The sequence below is a fragment of the Actinomadura rugatobispora genome (assembly GCF_055379765.1).
Genome location: NZ_AP029191.1, coordinates 4,998,967 through 5,016,244, shown reverse-complemented (window position 1 = coordinate 5,016,244; position 17,278 = coordinate 4,998,967). Strand labels below are relative to the sequence as shown.

Genomic DNA, 17,278 nt, shown 5'->3' with positions numbered 1-17,278 from the left:
TGAAAGGAACGGGCCGTCGTTCGCACGCTTTTCGGCGTGGTGGAGGTGTTGGACGGGTCGTGTGGCCCGACCCCGATGTCGCAGGGGAGACAGGCGCCAGCTTTTGGAGGGTGGCGGGTTCGGTGTGAGTTGGCGGGTCAGCCTGCGGGGCGTGCGGAGGGGCGCCTGAGTGAGAAGGAATCCGCACGCGGCGCTGCACAGTACGGCTATCAGGATCAGCATGTATGCCTCCATGGGCGCTGCGGCGTCACCGGAGTTCCTCTGCTGCTCGGGCCAGCCGGTGTGTCCACCAGAACCCGACCAGGTTCAACGCCAGTCCTGCGCACAGGCAGCCGAAGCCGGGAGCTGTTCCGAGGAGGAAGGACACAGGATTGGAGCCGAGTGCGGCGGCCATTCCCAGGCCGAGTAGCGGCAGCACAGCCAGCAACCGTGCGGTGGCGCGCGGGCCGGCGAGTTGGGTGGTGACTTCCTGGCGTTGTGTCTCCTCGTCCCGAAGCGCCGTGGCCAGACCGTCCAGGACGGTGGCCAGCGTGCCGCCTCTTTCGGCACCGATACGCCAGCTCACCGCCAGCATTCGGAGACCTTCTGCGCCATGGTTTGCGGCCAGTCTCTCCAAGCGGTCGATCGGTGGACCTATGGCTGTATGCGCGACCAGCTGCTGGGGGTGGTCCGCACGTGGCTGGTCGGCGTCGAGGGGCTGGTTGGGCCTGCTGCTGATAGCGCCGTACTCCGGCGGTGGCTGCCGCCACTGGTCGGTTGGCTTTTGGTGGCGCCGGGGCCTGCTGCGTCCGGGACGCCAGCGGGCGGGAGGCGGAAGGCCGCCGTGCAGCTCCGGAGCCCTGGCGCCCGAGGCTCGTCGGTCGGGGAGGGCGGGTGCCGATGCCGAGAGCGGTATCGGTTCCGCCGGCTGCCGTGCGCCGACGCGCGGAGGCCGATTGGCTTGAGCAAGCTGGGTGGGGGATGGTGCATGGGGGTTGAGGCCTTGGGGAGCGCGTGCGAGCTGTTCAGGAAACTGTGGCTCGCCTAGCAGCTCCGTGGCGATGCGCGGATCCAGGAGTGCCGCGGTTATCTTGAACGCTTCGTCGGGCGACCGTCCGGCCGCGAGTTCGGAGGCCATCCCGTCGCAGAGTTCGATGGCCGCCTCACGCCATCGTTGGCGTCTCCGGCTCCGTTCACGGACGCGCTCATAGCGGGACGCAACGTCTTGCACGAGCCGCTCGGCCCTGCTCGGCATGGGAGTGCTCTGGAGATTGAGCAGGTGCCCCAGTCGTTGGCTGGCCGTGGTCGATGGGAGAAGCAGCCATGCGAGCACGGCGGCGCAGCACGACGCAAGCCAGGCCGACTCCATCGCATCCTCCTGCTCTTGGTTGTGGGGTCACGTGGCGGGTTGCTGTCACTCGCGGGCGCCGGGGCGAGGTGCAGGCTTGTCGTTGCTCGAGGTCAGGGTGGCTTCCATAGGTTGTCGAGGCGGGCGGCCAGTGTGGTGGCGCCTGGCGCCAGTACCGTCTCGCCCGACGGGGTGAACGAGACGGCGGGGACCACGCCGACCAGCCCGTCCGGTGCGCGGCGGAGCAGGCACACTTCGGCGACCCGTCTTGGCTTCTTGGGGGACTCGCGGGTTAGATGGACGACGATCTCCAAGGCGGCGGCAAGCTGGCTGTGGACGGCCTCACGGCTGAGCCCGGCGGCACAGGCGAGGGCTTCCAGGCGCGCCGGTACATCGGCGGCCGTGTTGGCGTGCAACGTGCCGCAGCCGCCTTCATGACCCGTGTTGAGGGCGTTCAGCAGAGTTATGACCTCGACGCCCCTCACCTCGCCGACGACGAGCCGGTCAGGACGCATGCGCAGGGCTTGGCGCACGAGGTCGTCCAGCGTCACGCCGCCCGCCCCCTCCACATTCGGTGGCCGGGCTTCCAGCCGTACGACGTGCGGGTGATCCGGCTTCAGCTCGGAGGAGTCCTCCACCAGGACGAGCCGCTCGGCAGGGTCCGCGATCGACAGCAGGCAGCTCAGGAGAGTCGTCTTGCCGGTTCCGGTGCCTCCCGTGATGAGAAAAGCCGCCCGTGCCACCACGAGAGCCGCCAGCAACTCGGCACCGGCGGGTGGGACCGTGCCGACGTCCACCAGTTCGTCGAGCGTGAACGCGCGCCGGCGCGGCAGGCGCAGGGACAGGCACGTGCCGTTCGGGGCGATCGGAGGCAGCACGGCGTGCAGGCGGATGCCTCCTGGGAGGCGGGCGTCGGCGTAAGGGGACGCGTCGTCGAGTCGGCGACCGGCCGCGGCGGTCAATCGTTGTGCCAGGCGGCGGAGGGTGGCCTCGTCCGGGAAACGGGTCGACGTGCGCGTCAGGCCGTCCCCCGCGTCGATCCAGACCTCGCCCGGTCCGTTGACGAGGACGTCGGTGACGTGCGGCGAGCGCAGCAACGGTTCCAGGGGACCCGCCCCGACGAACTCGGCCTGTAACTGGTCGGCCAGCGCCAGAACCTCCCGGTCGCCCAGCAGTCGTTCTTCGGCCCGTACCGCAGTGGCGACCCACCCTGTGGTCGGCTCGGCGCCACTACCGGCGAGCCGGTCGCGTACAGCGTCGGAGAGACGGTTCACGATGCTTGCTGCTCCCTTGGGGCCTCGTCGATGCGCGGACGGTGAGGAATAGGTGAGGGGTGCGGGTGCTGAGTTGAGAAGTCCGGACGGTGAGGACTGCGGATGCTGAGATGCGCCGACGTCAGGTGCCCGAACGGAGAGATGCGTGGATAGAGGAGATATGTGCCGGTGAGGTTCGCGCTCAGGTGCACGCGAACGGTCGATGCGCGGACGTTGAGGGGAGTCGAGGAGTGCAGACAGCGAGGTGGGCGAGCGGCGAGGTGGGTGGACGGTCAGGAGCACGCGGACGGTGAGGAGCATGGGCGGTAGGAGCAACAGGGCCTGTCATATGCGCGGGGGACCACTCGGACAGGCGGTGTACGTGGTGAGGTCGGGCGTTCGGGCAGGCGGCGCGTGGGTGGGGTACGGCCCGTGATGAGGAGCACGGCGGTCATGTGTGCGGGTCTTGAGTTGACGCGGACGTTGAGATGCATGGGCACCGAGCAGTCCGGACGGTGGGAGCACGCGGACGGTGGGAGCACGCGGACGGTGGGAGCACGCGGACGGTGGGAGCACGCGGACGGTGGGAGCACGCGGACGGTGGGAGCACGCGGACGGTGGGAGCACGCGGACGGTGGGAGCACGCGGACGGTGGGAGCACGCGGACGGTGGGAGCACGCGGACGGTGGGAGCACGCGGACGGTGGGAGCACAGGGACCGTCCTATGTGCGGGGGTTCACTCGGACAGGCGGTGTAGGTGGTGAGGTCGGGCGTTCGGGCAGGCGGCGCGTGGGTGGGGTACGGCACATGGTGAGGTGCACGGCGGTCATGTGCATGCGGACTGTAGGGAGCCTGGACGGTGGGATAAGCGACTGTTAGGTGCGCAGGTGACGAGGCGGATCAACGGTGTGGTTCATGAGTTGTGCCAGCGGTGAAGTGCACGAGTGTTGATCAGGTGCTCGTGGGGTGTCGAGGCTAGGGAGGCAGGGAGCGTTGGTCATTGCGGGATACCAGGTGGCACGGGTCGTGTCGCGGCGGCATGGGTTGACCGCAGGAGTGGGGACTTTGGGGTGGCTGGCGGGTTAGGCGGCTTGGGGTTCTTCGTGTGGCTCCTGCAGTTGCGGGTGGAGAGTGGGCAGGAGGTGGGCGCACAGGTCGGCGAGGGGGCCGCGTCGTAGGGCTCGTTCCAGATCACCTGTCTCGAGGGTGCGAGTGAGCTTGCGGTCGCATTCCAAGAGGCCGGCGAGCGGCAGGGCGAGGGCGTCGGCCACCACCTCGGGGGTGACGTCACCGGGGCCGGGAGCGCGGACGATCACCTTCATGTTGGTGGAGTCGTCGCGCAGGGCGGCGACCTGGGTGTCGGCCGCCAAGGTCGCGCGGACCTCGGCCGGGACGAGGACGAGGGTGGTGTCGGCGGCGCGCAGGGCCGCCCGGCCGATCTCGCCCTGGTAGCGGGGGACGTCGACGATCACCAGGTCGAAGGCGCGTACGGCGGCGTCGATCAGGGATGGGGCCGCTTCGCTGTTGACGGTGGTCAGGGTGCCGCGCCGGCAGGAGAGCACCGAGAGGTCGCCCAGACGGGGAAGCGCTTCGTAGAGGGTGAGCGCGCTCAGGCGGCCGGAGCGGGCGGCGAAGTCGGGCCAGCGGGCTCCCGGCTGCTCTTCGATTCCCACGACCAGGTCGATGCCGCCGCCGTACGGGTCGGCGTCGACGAGGAGCGTGCGCAGGCCGCGGTTCGCGGCGGTGAGCCCGAGCGCGGCGGAGAGGACGCTGGCGCCGATACCGCCCGTGGCTCCGAGGACGCAGACCAGTGCCCCCTGGCCCTCGGGTTCCGAGGCGGCGGCCATGGCGTCGATGATCCATGACTCGTCGCCGGGCAGGCAGGCGACGTCCTGGGCGCCGACCTTGACGGCTCTTCGGTAGACCTGCTCGGTGTCCGGGTCGTTGGTGACCACGACGACGCCCTGCCGGCGTTCGGGTGCTTCCGCCGCTATCGCGTCGGCGAGATCGTTGCCGACGAGGATGAGCGAGGGCCAGTGCCAGCCCTGGCGGGCCCGGTCGGCGTCGTGGACGAGTTCTATCCGGGCGTCCGCGGCGGCGGCGAGCCGCAGCAGGTCGTCGGTGAGCGAGGGGTCATCGGTCGCGATCATCGCAGCGATGGTCATCCTGCCTCCCTGGGTGTCGGAGGTATCCACCATGCGCCGGCGGCGAGGGGCGGCGAAAGACCTTCCGCGAACTGTGGATAACTTCGTGGGAGGGGTGCCGACCTGCGAAAATGCGGCTTTTGCGAGGGTTGAGGTATCCGGCTGTGCGTACGCCCCGGGCCCGGCTGCGCCGGCGCGCGGCAGTCCCCGGCGCCATCGGCCCGGCGCGTCGTGGCGGTCAGCGTTCGTGACGGCTCGCGCGCCTTCCGCGGGGTCGGTCCCGCGGAAGGCGCCTTCGAGGCGGCCGGGCGGCCCTCGGAGAGGGTGGGCCACCGACTTGGGACGTGCGGCCGGGGGGCGGATCCGCTGGTAGGCGGGCCGCCCCCCGACCACTCACGACAGGGCGACCCCCGCCGGGGGGGATAGCGGGGGTCGCCTAACGGTCCGGCTCCGGGGGGGTAGAGCCGGCCCGTTTTCCCAAGAAAGTCTCAGGAGAGATCACGCTAAGCCGATCGCCAGTTTGATCTATAGGCGAGGCAAAGTCGTTGCCTACAGTCTAGGCAGATACAACATATGCTGCCCGATCGTCGAGACTTCCGTCGAGCCGCAAAGTCGTCCGACAGGTCACGTTTTTTCGCACCTGGTCGAGATGATCCCACTCTGGGAGTGGGGCGACGCCGCCGGTCGTTCGCCGCCCACGCCGGGGGATCCGGCGAGGAAAGCCCTGGACGAGAGTGGGAGCGTACAGCAGATCTAAAGATCCTTCCGGCACGGCACGAGATCACCGACATAAAGAATCGATCACACTGCGTGATCGAATCGCCGATGTGCCGGAGAAGCACCGATACCTCCCGAAAGGTACGGCGGCCAGTGCGGCTGAGGTGCACACGGGGGCGCGGTGGTTCATGAGGTCCCCCCTTTCGGGCGCGCACATTTTCCGAATAGGGGCTTGTCAACAGGGCAAAGGGGGCGTACACAGGAACTACGGACCAAGTGTCCGGGCACGGCAGCCGGGCACCCACGCGCGACCAGCCGCGGGAGGCGCGTCGTGACGGGCTTGACCCGATGCGACGGATATGAGGTGCACGCTTGGTAACCCGGTGTGACGTGACCGGCGACGGCGCCCCAGAGCGAGGGGCGCCGTTCGCTATGCGGACGACCCCTTCATCACATTCGCGTATCACCTTGATGTCGTGAAGGCAGCGCGTTCGATACTTACCATCTGGCAAGCCCGTGATGACGGCGAGCGCACGCAGACCTGGCGCCTGTCGTGGCGAGTCAAGGCGCCGGTTGCTCCGTGCCTGAGCAGGCGATCAGGCCCGTGCGGGCGCCTTGGGATTTGGGTGCGCGCCCTTGGGCCGCCGCCCCCGATGGACGCGGCGTCGCCTCCCTGGGCTCTCTGAATTCCCATTCGACCGCCTTGACCGATATGGATCAATCGCGGCCGCGTCAGGGGCGGTTCGGGCTAGCCGCGTTGGAAGGCTTCGCAGATGGCCTGGGAGTCGCGGGCGGCCGCGGCGACCGAGTCCGCGCAGTGGCGGATCCAGCCGGCCACGCCCTCGGGGGTACCCGTGATGTAGCCGTGCAGGGCCTTGGCATAGCCCTCGGACAGCTCCGCGTGACCGATCTCAGGGGCGGTCAAGGACTTGGGGTCCAGCCCCCTGGAGACGAGGGTGAGACGCTCCGCGGCGCGCGCGATGATGCCGTCCCCCCAGCCGAAGGGACGGAGGCTCAGGAGTTCGCCGTGCACGACGGCGGCCACCACAAGGGCGGGGGCCTTGGTGGGGTTGGTCAGCAGACCGCTGAGCATGTCCAGGCGTCCTGCCACTTCCGCAGGGGCCGGAGGGGCCTCCAGGCCGAGGATGTCCCTGGCCGGTTGGTCTTCGGAGCGTGGACGGCCCAGTTCGGAACTCTCGACGACGTCCGCGGCCGCCAGTACGTGGAGGCGGGCCAGGACTTGGCGAGGGGCCTGGCGCCAGGTATCGGAGAGGGTTCCGAGTTCGGCGGAGACCCTCAGTGCCCCCTGGACGATGGGGTCCTTGGGGCTTTCCTCTCCTCGCAGCTCGTCCAGAGTGACCGTGGCCCCTTCCAGGACGGCGGAGGCCCGGGCACCGCGCAGCGCGGATTCGGTGGAGACCTCTGCGCTGCGGCGTCGCAGGATGCGATGTCCTAGCAGCCTGTCCACCGCGGTACGGGCGTCGTCCACGGCGTCGGCCACTCCAGGCAGATTCGCCACGTGGGCGAGGGCGTCGGCTTCGGTCACGGGGATGACCCTACGTGGTGGGGCACAGCGCTCTGTTCCCACCCCCGCACACGTGTATGGATGCCTTCCCCGGGTAGGGGTGGCTGATTCCGGGTGCGACTTGGACGCGACGGCCCTTCGTCTACGTCCGATCCGGGGCTAGAAGCGCCGGGCGTCCGGCCGTGCAGCCGGGAAGGACTTGTGGGTCGGCACCGTCCCTGGTGAAGTGGGGCTCACCGGGCGCCTTCCTCTCGCAAGCAAGGAGTACGCGTTGAGTCAGAGCCAAGAGACACTTTCCAACCTGTTGCAGGAGACGAGGCGCTTCCCACCTCCGGCCGACCTCGCCGCGTCCGCGAACGTCCAGGCCGACGTGTACGACGAGGCCGCCTCCGACCGGCTCGCCTTCTGGGCCCGGCAGGCGGAGCGGCTGTCGTGGGCCAAGCCCTGGGACGAGGTCCTCGACTGGAGCAACCCCCCGTTCGCCAAGTGGTATGTGGGCGGCGAGCTGAACGTCGCGTACAACTGCGTGGACAGGCACGTGGAGGCCGGCAAGGGCGCCAAGGTGGCCTTCCACTGGGAGGGCGAGCCCGGCGACAGCCGTACCCTCACCTACGCGGACCTGCAGCGGGAGGTGAACAAGGCGGCCAACGCCCTGCTGGAACTGGGCGTGCGGAAGGGCGACCGCGTCGCCATCTACCTCCCGATGATTCCGGAGCTGCCGATCTCGATGCTCGCGTGCGCGCGCATCGGCGCCACCCACTCGGTGGTGTTCGGCGGTTTCTCCGCGGACGCGCTCCGGACCCGCATCAACGACGCCGAGGCCAAGGTGGTCGTCACGGCGGACGGAGGCTACCGGCGCGGCAAGCCGTCGGCGCTGAAGTCGATCGTGGACGAGGCCGTCGAGGACACCCCGTCCATCGAGCATGTCCTGGTGGTGCGGCGTACCGGCGAGGAGGTCGCGGAGAACTCCCGGGACGTGTGGTGGAGCGACCTCGTCGAGCGGCAGAGCGAGGAGCACACCGCCGAGGCGCACGACGCGGAGCACCCGCTCTACATCCTGTACACGTCCGGTACGACGGGTAAGCCCAAGGGCATCCTGCACACGACGGGGGGCTACCTGACGCAGGTGGCCTACACCCACCACGCGGTGTTCGACCTCAAGCCGGAGACCGACGTCTACTGGTGCTCGGCCGACATCGGCTGGGTGACGGGCCACTCGTACATCGTGTACGGGCCGCTGGCCAACGGCGCGACCAGCGTCATCTACGAGGGCACCCCCGACACCCCGCACCGGGGCCGCTGGTGGGAGGTCATCCAGAAGTACAAGGTGACGATCTTCTACACCGCGCCCACCGCGATCCGGACGTGCATGAAGTGGGGCGACGAGATCCCGGCCGGGTTCGACCTGTCGTCGCTGCGGGTGCTGGGCAGCGTCGGCGAGCCGATCAACCCCGAGGCCTACATCTGGTACCGCGACCACATCGGCGCGGGACGCACCCCGGTGGTCGACACGTGGTGGCAGACCGAGACCGGCGCCATCATGATCAGCCCGCTGCCCGGGGTGACCTCCGGCAAGCCGGGCGCGGCGATGACCCCGCTGCCCGGCGTGGTCGCGGACGTGGTGGACGACCAGGGGCAGTCGGTGCCGAACGGCGGCGGCGGGTTCCTGGTGGTCAAGGAGCCGTGGCCGTCGATGCTGCGCACCATCTGGGGCGACGACGAGCGGTTCGTCAAGACCTACTGGTCGCGGTTCGAGGGCATGTACTTCGCCGGCGACGGGGCCAAGAAGGACGACGACGGGGACTTCTGGCTGCTGGGCCGGGTGGACGACGTCATGCTGGTGTCGGGCCACAACATCTCCACCACGGAGGTGGAGTCGGCGCTGGTGTCGCATCCGAAGGTGGCCGAGGCAGCGGTGGTGGGCGCGACGGACCCGGTGACCGGGCAGGCCATCGTGTCCTTCGTGATCCCGCGGGGCAGCGCCGGCGAGGACGTGGAGGGCGAGGAGTTCCTCAAGGAGCTCCGCGACCATGTCGCCAAGAAGCTGGGCCCGATCGCCAAGCCCCGGCAGATCATGATCGTTCCGGAGCTGCCGAAGACGCGGTCCGGGAAGATCATGCGCCGGCTGCTGCGGGACGTCGCCGAGAACCGCAGCATCGGGGACGTCACCACGCTGGCCGACAGCACGGTGATGGACCTGATCTCCGAGAAGCTGCCCAGCGCCAAGTCCGAGGACTGACGCTCCGGTGGCCCGCCCGGCGGCCCGCCTAGCGGGCGCACCGCTTCGCCGCGCCGTGCCTCGGTAGTTCTACGCGGCTCCAGTCGTGTGTTGCGTGGGGCGTAGGTGAGGAGGAGTACCCCGGGTCGCGTAGTGCGCGACCCGGGGTACTCGGCTTTGGGCCCTGGCCTGTGGAACATGCCGGGTTCACCTTGGAGCGCGCTGGCTCTCCTAGGGCGAGGGTGGGGCGGAGTCTGCCGAATGCCGAACAGGAGCGCCCCGCCATACGGCAGAGCCTTTTCGCCGGTGTTCTGTGCGCCCGGTTCAAGCGTTCAGGCCCGCTTGCTGTGGCGTTGGAGAGCGCGGGGCCAAGAGGGTGTTCGTCCACCTGGTGACCCTGTTTGTGTTCGCCGGGTTGATGATCGGTAAGTTCGTGGGCGTCTTCGGCGGGGCGTTGGCTTCCCGCAGGGCCGGGCCGGTCACGCTGGGGCGGAACCGCATCGGCGGGAATCACCGGGGTCGGGATGCTTGCCGGACGGGTTTCACCATTTCGCTGCTGATCGGCGGTTTGACCTATACCGACCCCGCACAATTCGAGAGAGTGACAACAGCGGTCCCGATCGAGAGCGGCAGCCCGTCCGCTCGCGTTTGTGACCGCCACCGTCGTCTTCCGGAGGCGGGTGCACCGGCGGAACCCACGTCCCAGAGGGGCTCGGGAGCATGCCCTGAGGCTTGAGGGAGGCGTCCTGGGCCTGGGGGACGTCCTGAGGCTCGGGGAGTGCGTCTCGAGGGTGGAAGGGTGCGGCCTGAGGTTCGAGGGTCGCGGCCTGAGGCTCGGGGGTCGCTTCCTGAGGCTCGGGGTCGCGGCCTGAGGTTCGAGGTCGCGGCCTGAGCTGGAGGGTCGCGGCCCTGAGCTGCAGGGTCGCGGCCCTGAGGCTGGAGGGTCGCTTCCTGAGGTTTGGGGGTGCGGCCTGAGGGCTCGCGGGTTGCGCGCTGGGGACTCTGGGCGCCTGTGGCTCGTTCTTGGGACGGGGCGTGTTCATGGTGTCCTGGAGGCTCGACGGGCTGGTGTGAAGGGTTGTGCGTCTTGACACATCCGGATCACCGATGGCACTACCGGGTGGCCCGACCGATCGCCCGGCTGACAGGCTGTGAGGCCCGTCCTGAAGGCCGGGGCCCTGGAAGGAGAGAGCGAAATGTCCGAGGCACTGCCGGACGAGCGCATCGAGGACAAGTCCCTCGGCGAGCTGGTCGCGCTGGCGTCGAGCAACGTCTCCGACCTGGTCAGAGCGGAGATCGACCTGGCCAAGCTGGAGCTCAAGGCCGACGCCAAGAAGGCCGCGTGGGGCGGGGTCATGTTCAGCATCGCCGGGCTGATCGCCGGGCTGATCGTGATCCTGCTGTCGATCGCCGCCGCCTACGGGCTGGTCGCGCTGGGCATCTGGCACTGGGCGGCGTTCCTGATCGTCGCCGGGGCGTACTTGCTGCTGGCGGCGCTGCTGCTGCTGATCGGCTACTTCCGGATCAAGAAGATCGACGGAGCCAGCCGGACCCGCAAGACGCTGAAGGACGACCTGACCATGCTGCGCAAGCGCGGCGATGCGGACACCCCCGCACTGACGGACTGAGGACGATGCCCCGGCACGACGCGTCGATCGTCGAAGTCGACGGCCCCTGGACCCACCGGGCGATCAGCGCCGGGGGGACGCGCTTTCACGTCGCGGAGGCGGGTGAGGGCCCCCTCGTGCTGCTGCTGCACGGCTTCCCGGAGTTCTGGTGGTCGTGGCACAACCAACTGGTCTCGTTGTCCGCCGCCGGCTATCGGGCCGTCGCCGTGGACCTGCGGGGGTACGGGGGGAGCGACAAGCCTCCCCGTGGATACGACCTGGTGACCCTGGCAGGGGACGCCGCGGGGCTCGTCCGGGCCCTGGGCGAGGCGAACGCCACCGTCGTCGGGCACGACTGGGGCGGGCTTCTGGCCTGGACCATGGCGGTCTACCACCCCAAGGTCGTCCAGCGTCTCTCCGTGGTGAGCGCGCCCCATCCCCTCCGGTTGCGGCAGGCCATACGGAGCGATCCGCGCGGTCAGGGCTGGGCCGCACGGCACACGTTCGGCTACCAGCTGCCCATGTGGCCCGAGCGCCGTCTCATACGGGACGACGCCGCGCTCGTGGGGCGGCTTCTCCACGCGTGGTCCGGGCCCGGATGGCCTGATGAGCGCACCGAGAGTCTCGTACGGCGGGCCATGCAGATCCCCGGCACGGTTCACTGCGCGATGGAGTACCACCGGTGGTTCGTGCGTTCCCAGCCGCGCCCTGACGGCATCCGGTACGCGCACCGCATGCGTACCCCGATCCAGGTGCCGACCCTGCAGCTGCACGGTTCCCTGGACCCGTGCACGCTCCCCGCCAGCGCCCAGGGGTCGGGCCGGTACGTGGCCGCACCGTACCGCTGGAAGCTCATCGACGGCGCCGGCCACTTCCCCCACCAGGAACGCCCGCGCGCTTTCGACGCCCAACTGCTCGGCTGGATGAAGGACCCGGAGACCGCAGGCTGAGAGGCCGGCCTGGAGCCGCCCACTCCGAGAGCTCACGCGGAGGGGTGACAATGGGTTCATGCGGGATCGGGACGAAGCGGGACGGCCGCGTAACGCTCGGCCGCGCGACGCGTACGGCCGCCCTCTCCCCCGGGGCGCCACCGGAACACCGACGATGCCCGACGACCTGGCCGTGACCCCCGTGGAGGCCCTGGAGGAGGCTCAGCGCCTCCTGGACGCCGACAGACCCTTCCATGCGCACGAGGTCCTGGAAGCGGCCTGGAAGTCCGCACCGGAGGCCGAACGGGAGCTGTGGCGTGGGCTGGCCCAGGTCGCGGTGGGAATCACGCACGTACGCAGGGGCAATCCGCGCGGAGCCAGGGCCCTCCTGGAACGAGCGGCAGACCGTATCGAGACCTACGGAACCGCCGACGTTCCCCACGGCATCGACGTCCCGGGCATCGCCGCCGAAGCCCGGCGCACCGCCGAGCAGGCCGCACAGGGCTCAGACATCCCCGTCCACCTCCGGCTCCGCCTCGCGCACGGCTGACCGAACACCGCCGGGGCGGCCAGGAGGACGACAGGCCCGCCCACTGGCCGAGAGTTGCCCCCGGGGAGGGGCGAGTTCAGTCGGAGCAGGTCTGGGTCGACACAGGCGTGGTGGCGGCGGCACCGGCGCGGGCGTCCGGGGCGACCTCCTCGGCGGTCAGCGCGTAGCCCGTCGCCGGGGCGTCCAGGGCCGCGGCGAAGATGACGCCGTAGACGCTGCCGTCGCGGGCGAGGAGCGGGCCGCCGGAGTTGCCCGGCTCGACCGTGCCGCGGATGGCATAGATCTCCCGGCTGACCTGGCCGGCGTGGTAGATGTCGGGGCCCTTGGCGGTCTGCCGCGCGCGGACCCGGGCGGCGCTCGCGGTGAACGGGTGGTTCTTGGGGAAGCCCGCGATGATGGCGTCGTCCCGCACCCGGGCGGGCCCGGCGAATCTCAGCGGCGGCGCCTGCAGGCCCGGCACGTGCAGGACGGCGATGTCGCGCTTGGGGTCGTACAGGACGACCCGGCCGCGGTCGCGCGCCCCGCTCAGCGACGCGATGACCGACTGGCCGCGGGCGCCCGCCACCACGTGCGCGTTGGTCATCACGCGCTCCGGCGCGTACACGAACCCGGTGCCCTCGATCTTGCGCTGGCACTGCGGCGCGGTGCTGACCACCTTGACGATGCTGCGCTTGGCCTCGCGCAGCGCCCGGGTGTCGAGGATCGCGTCGTTCGGCGGCGGCACCTCCACCACCGACTCGCCGCCGAGGCCGTTGAAGACCTGCGGGAAGTCGCTGCTCTTCACGAATCCCTGAAACGAGGCGAACCACGTCTCGGCCTGCCCGGGCATCAGGTCGTTGATGCCGTTGATGATCGTGGAGGCCTTGACCTGGGTGCGCACCGGCCGGAACTCGGAGTTGGCGACCAGGGTGCCGAAGAACCAGGCGACGATCAGCAGGGACAGGGCGCTGACCACCGCGCCGCCGGCGGCGTCGGCGGCGCGGGCGTTGTCGCCGGTGACCCGGTTGCGCAGGACGGCCCCCACCGAGGAGGCGATCAGCTGACCGAGGGTGGCGGACAGGAACGCGACGACGATCGCCAGCAGCGCCTGCTGCGCGGCGCCGTCCACGGCCGCCTCGGCGATCGGCGGGGCGATGAGGACGCCCACCACGCCGCCGCCGACGAAGCCTCCGAAGCTCAGCAGGCTCACGATGAAGCCCTGCCGGTACCCCGAGACCCCGAACAGCACGAGGAGCACGAGCAGTATCAGGTCAAGAAGGTGGTCGCCCAGCACCGCTTCACCGTATAGCGCCCGGCCCCGTGTGCACGTCGCCTCGGTGTACCAGATTGGGCGGACTCACGTAGTCGTGCGGTGTGATGCGAAGCCGTCACCGTGCGCCAAGTCGGCGAGTTCGCCGGTCATCGCACGGTTACCGGCCGATCATGGACATGCGCCCGCCGCGGGGACGGCGCACGCGTCCCGCCCGAACCGGAAGCCGCGACACGCCTGGCCCACGCCCCCGCCCAACCGCCGCTCGCAGCGCAGGGCGGTGCGGGTTACTCGCGGGCGGCCAGGTTGAGGACTTCGGACGGGAGGTCCTCGACGTGGTCGACGTTCCAGGGACGGTTCCAGCCGCCCGCGTCGAGCACCTGGATGAGAAGCCCGGCCGTGAATCCCCACACGAGCATCTCCCGTACGCGGAAGGCCGGGCCCAGGGTGAGTCCGGACGGGTGCCGCACGGTCAGGCGGTTCGCCGGGTCGACGAGTTCGGCGATCGGCACCCGGGCCACGGTCGCGACCTCGCCGGGATGACCGGGCGCGATGTCGGACGGCTCGCGCCACCAGGCCGCCACCGGCGTCACGCGGTGCCTGCTGCGGGACAGGTAGAGCTCGGGGAGGGACGTCAGGACGTCCACGCCCGACGGCTCCACCCCGGCCTCCTCCCAGGCCTCGCGCAGGGCCGCCCCGACCGGTCCGTCGTCCTCGGGGTCGATACGGCCCCCGGGGAACGCGGGCTGGCCCGCGTGCGCCGCGAGCGTGGCGGCACGCTCCGTCAGGAGGACGTCAGGCCCCTCCGGCCCCTCCCCGAACAGGATGAGCACCGCCGCCGCGCGCGCGCCGTTCACCGGCTCCAGCATTGGCGGCACCGTCATGTGGGGGGCTTGCGCACGGAATCGGTCGAGCCAAGGCGGGCACTGAGGGAGGTCGGTCACTCTTGACCCAACCCCAGGACGACACGGTTACTTCCCACGAAATTCACACAGCTCCCCTTCCAGCCCCTTCGCCCTCCGAAGCGGGCCTCACGCAAGCCCCGCCCGGCCCTGGCCGCCCCTTCCTGGTGCGTCCGGTGCGTCCGGTGCCGGTCACCCGCATCGCAGGGTCACGAGAACGGGCCCTCCTTGACGAGCTTGCCCGCCGTGGCCGCGTCGGTGGGGCCCTCGCCGAACGACGGGCACAGCCTGGCCAGCGGGCAGGCGCCGCAGGCGGGACGGCGCGCGTGGCAGATCCGGCGGCCGTGCCAGATCAGCCGATGCGACAGGATCGTCCAGTCCTTGCGGGGGATCAGGGCACCTATCTCGTGCTCGACCTTGACCGGATCGGTCTCGGTCGTCCAGCCGAAACGCCGGGCCAACCGGCCGAAGTGGGTGTCGACGGTGATCCCCGGGACGTCGAAGGCGTTGCCGAGCACCACGTTGGCGGTCTTGCGGCCCACGCCGGGCAGCTTCACGAGCGCCTCAAGGGTTCCCGGAACCTCACCCTCATGGCGTTCGCACAGGTCATGCCCTAGTTTCATAATATTGTTGGCCTTGGCCCGGAAGAATCCGGTCGACTGGATCAGTCGTTCGAGTTCCTCGCGGTCCGCGGCGGCGTAGTCCTCGGCGGTCCGGTACCGGGTGAAGAGAGCCGGTGTGACCGCGTTCACCCGGCGGTCCGTACACTGGGCGGACAGGATCGTGGCGACCAGCAGCTCAAGCGGACTGGTGAAGTCCAGCTCGCAGTGTGCGTCGGGGTAGAGCGCGGCGAGCTCGCGGTTGATCCGCCGGGCACGGCGGACCAGGGCGAGGCGCGTCTCCACCCGAAGCCGGGGCTTGCGGGGCGCCGTCACGGGGGCGGGACTACCGTTGCGAGGCACGTGGGCAAGGGTACGTCCTCTGGCCCCCGCGTTCGGCGCGCCGCGGACCCTACCTTCGTACGCGGTGGGACGTACGTCACACTATGTATGTAGGTGTTTAGGAGGAGAAGCGTGACCGACCGCGACGTGGACGTATTGAGCAGGGCCCCGCTCTTCGAGGCACTCGACGAGCAGGGCGCCAAGGCGCTGCGCGCCAATGTGACGGAGGTGCGGCTGGCGCGCGGCCAGACGCTCTTCAACGAAGGGGAGACGGGCGACCGGTTGTACGTCGTCCTCGACGGGAAGATCAAGCTGACCCGGGCCGCGCCGGACGGCCGGGAGAACCTCCTGAGCGTCCTCGGCCCGAGCGAGATGTTCGGTGAGCTTTCGCTGTTCGACCCGCGGCCCCGTACGGCCAGCGCGATCGCGGTGACCGAGTGCCGGCTGGCCGGGCTGGGCCATGACGATCTGCGGCCGTGGCTGACCGGTCACCCGGAGGTGGCGGTCCAGTTGCTGCGGGCGCTGGCGCAGCGGCTGCGGCGGACCAACGACGTGATGGCCGACCTGGTCTTCACCGACGTCCCCGGGCGGGTCGCCAAGCAGCTGCTCGACCTGGCCGAGCGGTTCGGCCAGCCGTCGGAAGCCGGATTGCACGTCCACCACGACCTCACCCAGGAGGAGCTGGCGCAGCTCGTCGGCGCGTCGCGGGAGACCGTGAACAAGGCCCTGGCCGACTTCGCGCAGCGCAACTGGCTGCGGATCGAGGCGCGGGCCGTGGTGATCCTCGACATCGAAAGGCTCCGCAAGCGCTCCAAGTAACCGCCTCCGCAGACACTCCGGCCACTCTGGACGTCCCTCCCGACCCCTGGGCGTCCGGTGCACGTCGCCCGAACGCGCGTTGCTCCCAGGCGCCCAGGGCCTGTCTCGCCGTACGCGCGAGCGCGTGCGCGTCACCTGGGCGGTGGGCGAACGTCACCCGCCAGGTCGCGAAGCGATGCCGCGCTCGCTGGAACACAGCCCGGTGCTCGGCGCCCCACGAGCACGGGCAGGCGGGCGGCCGTACACCGGAGCGCGGAAGGTCAGGGGCGTCGTTCGTTGAGGTAGTCGAGCTGGGACTGGACGGACCACTCGGCGGCCGGCCAGAGGGACTTGTCCACGTCCGCGTAGACGCGCGCGACCACCTCCTTGGCGGTGCGGGCCCCGGCCGCGACCGCCGCCTCCACCTGGGCGAGCCGCTCGCGCCTGTGGTTGATGTAGTGGTCGAGCGCGCCGATCGGGTCGTCGAGCTTGGGGCCGTGTCCGGGGAGGATCGTGACGGCCTCGACGTCCTCGGAGAACTTCCGCAGCCTGTCCAGAGAGCTCATGTAGTCGCCGAGACCGCCTTCGAGGACGGTCGTGCCGTACCCGAGCACGGTGTCCCCGGTCAGGACGGCGCGGTCGGCGGGCAGGTAGAACGTCAGCGAGTCGTCGGAATGCCCCGGCGTCTCCATCACCTGCAGCTCCACGCCGCCGGTGACGACCACGTCACCCTCGGCCAGACCTTCGTCACCGAGCCGGTGGCGCGGGTCCAGCGCCCGCACGGGGACGGTGCCGGCCCGCGTCCCGCCGGGAGCACCGGGAGCGGCGGCGGCCGCGGCCGCGGCGAGGCCGGCGAACTTCACCGCGCCCGCCGAATGATCGGGATGCCCGTGCGTGAGCAGCACCAGCCCGACCCGGCGGCCCTGTGCCGTGATCCCGTCCACGACCCGCCTGAGGTGGACGCCGTCCTTGGGGCCGGGGTCGATGACCACGACCTCCTCCGCGCCGGGCTCGCCGATGACCCAGGTGTTGGTGCCGTCCAGCGTCATCGCGGACGGATTGGGCGCCAGCCAGCAGGTCGCCCGTTCCGTGCCCATCCCGTCGATCTCGCTCATCTG

13 protein-coding genes and 1 pseudogene are annotated in these 17,278 nt (G+C 70.3%); 6 read left to right on the top strand and 8 right to left on the bottom strand.

Annotated features, from left to right (window positions below; genetic code table 11):
- Nucleotides 1-247 precede the first annotated feature (247 nt).
- From ACZ466_RS22180 to ACZ466_RS22165, 4 genes are all read right to left on the bottom strand, one after another.
- The gene (locus ACZ466_RS22180) at nucleotides 248-1,117 is read right to left on the bottom strand and encodes a type II secretion system F family protein (protein WP_378284959.1); all 870 of its coding nucleotides are present in this window, start codon (nucleotides 1,115-1,117) and stop codon (nucleotides 248-250) included.
- A 323-nt stretch (nucleotides 1,118-1,440) separates the two neighbouring features.
- Nucleotides 1,441-2,601 carry a TadA family conjugal transfer-associated ATPase gene (locus tag ACZ466_RS22175; protein ID WP_378284883.1) on the bottom strand — a complete coding sequence of 387 codons (1,161 nt, stop codon included), beginning with the start codon at nucleotides 2,599-2,601 and terminating at the stop codon, nucleotides 1,441-1,443.
- A 1,061-nt stretch (nucleotides 2,602-3,662) separates the two neighbouring features.
- Complete coding sequence (ssd, locus tag ACZ466_RS22170) at nucleotides 3,663-4,745, bottom strand: septum site-determining protein Ssd (protein WP_378280684.1); 1,083 nt, start codon at nucleotides 4,743-4,745, stop codon at nucleotides 3,663-3,665.
- 1,444 nt (nucleotides 4,746-6,189) lie between these two features.
- Nucleotides 6,190-6,993: a Fic family protein gene (locus ACZ466_RS22165; RefSeq protein WP_378280689.1), complete on the bottom strand. Its 804-nt coding sequence runs from the start codon at nucleotides 6,991-6,993 to the stop codon at nucleotides 6,190-6,192.
- 244 nt (nucleotides 6,994-7,237) lie between these two features.
- Here ACZ466_RS22165 and acs point away from each other — a divergent pair, with 244 nt between their 5' ends.
- The 5 genes and pseudogenes from acs (at nucleotide 7,238) to ACZ466_RS22140 (ending at nucleotide 12,270) form a co-directional block, all read left to right on the top strand.
- The gene (acs, locus tag ACZ466_RS22160; protein WP_378280683.1) at nucleotides 7,238-9,205 is read left to right on the top strand and encodes an acetate--CoA ligase; all 1,968 of its coding nucleotides are present in this window, start codon (nucleotides 7,238-7,240) and stop codon (nucleotides 9,203-9,205) included.
- 271 nt (nucleotides 9,206-9,476) lie between these two features.
- A pseudogene (locus tag ACZ466_RS22155) lies at nucleotides 9,477-9,920 on the top strand (Na+/H+ antiporter NhaA); the annotation flags it as partial.
- A 460-nt stretch (nucleotides 9,921-10,380) separates the two neighbouring features.
- Nucleotides 10,381-10,812 carry a phage holin family protein gene (locus ACZ466_RS22150; protein WP_378280682.1) on the top strand — a complete coding sequence of 144 codons (432 nt, stop codon included), beginning with the start codon at nucleotides 10,381-10,383 and terminating at the stop codon, nucleotides 10,810-10,812.
- Nucleotides 10,813-10,817: 5 nt separating this feature from the next.
- The gene (locus ACZ466_RS22145) at nucleotides 10,818-11,741 is read left to right on the top strand and encodes an alpha/beta fold hydrolase (RefSeq protein WP_378280681.1); all 924 of its coding nucleotides are present in this window, start codon (nucleotides 10,818-10,820) and stop codon (nucleotides 11,739-11,741) included.
- A gap of 154 nt (nucleotides 11,742-11,895) precedes the next feature.
- Entirely contained in the window at nucleotides 11,896-12,270 is a 375-nt protein-coding gene (locus tag ACZ466_RS22140) for a DUF309 domain-containing protein (protein WP_378280680.1), read from the top strand.
- Between the two features lie 76 nt (nucleotides 12,271-12,346).
- Here the strand turns inward: ACZ466_RS22140 and ACZ466_RS22135 are convergent, their stop codons facing one another.
- The 3 genes from ACZ466_RS22135 to nth all read right to left on the bottom strand — a co-directional run bounded on the left by ACZ466_RS22135 (nucleotide 12,347) and on the right by nth (nucleotide 15,356).
- Nucleotides 12,347-13,543 carry a MarP family serine protease gene (locus ACZ466_RS22135; protein WP_378280679.1) on the bottom strand — a complete coding sequence of 399 codons (1,197 nt, stop codon included), beginning with the start codon at nucleotides 13,541-13,543 and terminating at the stop codon, nucleotides 12,347-12,349.
- A 263-nt stretch (nucleotides 13,544-13,806) separates the two neighbouring features.
- Nucleotides 13,807-14,388, bottom strand: a complete 582-nt coding sequence (locus ACZ466_RS22130; RefSeq protein ID WP_378280678.1) for an NUDIX hydrolase — start codon at nucleotides 14,386-14,388, stop codon at nucleotides 13,807-13,809.
- A gap of 242 nt (nucleotides 14,389-14,630) precedes the next feature.
- The gene (nth, locus tag ACZ466_RS22125) at nucleotides 14,631-15,356 is read right to left on the bottom strand and encodes an endonuclease III (protein WP_464043920.1); all 726 of its coding nucleotides are present in this window, start codon (nucleotides 15,354-15,356) and stop codon (nucleotides 14,631-14,633) included.
- A 138-nt stretch (nucleotides 15,357-15,494) separates the two neighbouring features.
- On the opposite strand from nth, the gene ACZ466_RS22120 reads away from it, so the two are divergent.
- Nucleotides 15,495-16,181 carry a Crp/Fnr family transcriptional regulator gene (locus tag ACZ466_RS22120; RefSeq protein WP_344594623.1) on the top strand — a complete coding sequence of 229 codons (687 nt, stop codon included), beginning with the start codon at nucleotides 15,495-15,497 and terminating at the stop codon, nucleotides 16,179-16,181.
- 260 nt (nucleotides 16,182-16,441) lie between these two features.
- Here ACZ466_RS22120 and ACZ466_RS22115 read toward each other — a convergent pair whose 3' ends face one another.
- Nucleotides 16,442-17,275 (bottom strand): MBL fold metallo-hydrolase, encoded by an 834-nt coding sequence (locus ACZ466_RS22115; protein ID WP_378280676.1) that lies wholly within the window; start codon nucleotides 17,273-17,275, stop codon nucleotides 16,442-16,444.
- Nucleotides 17,276-17,278 lie beyond the last annotated feature (3 nt).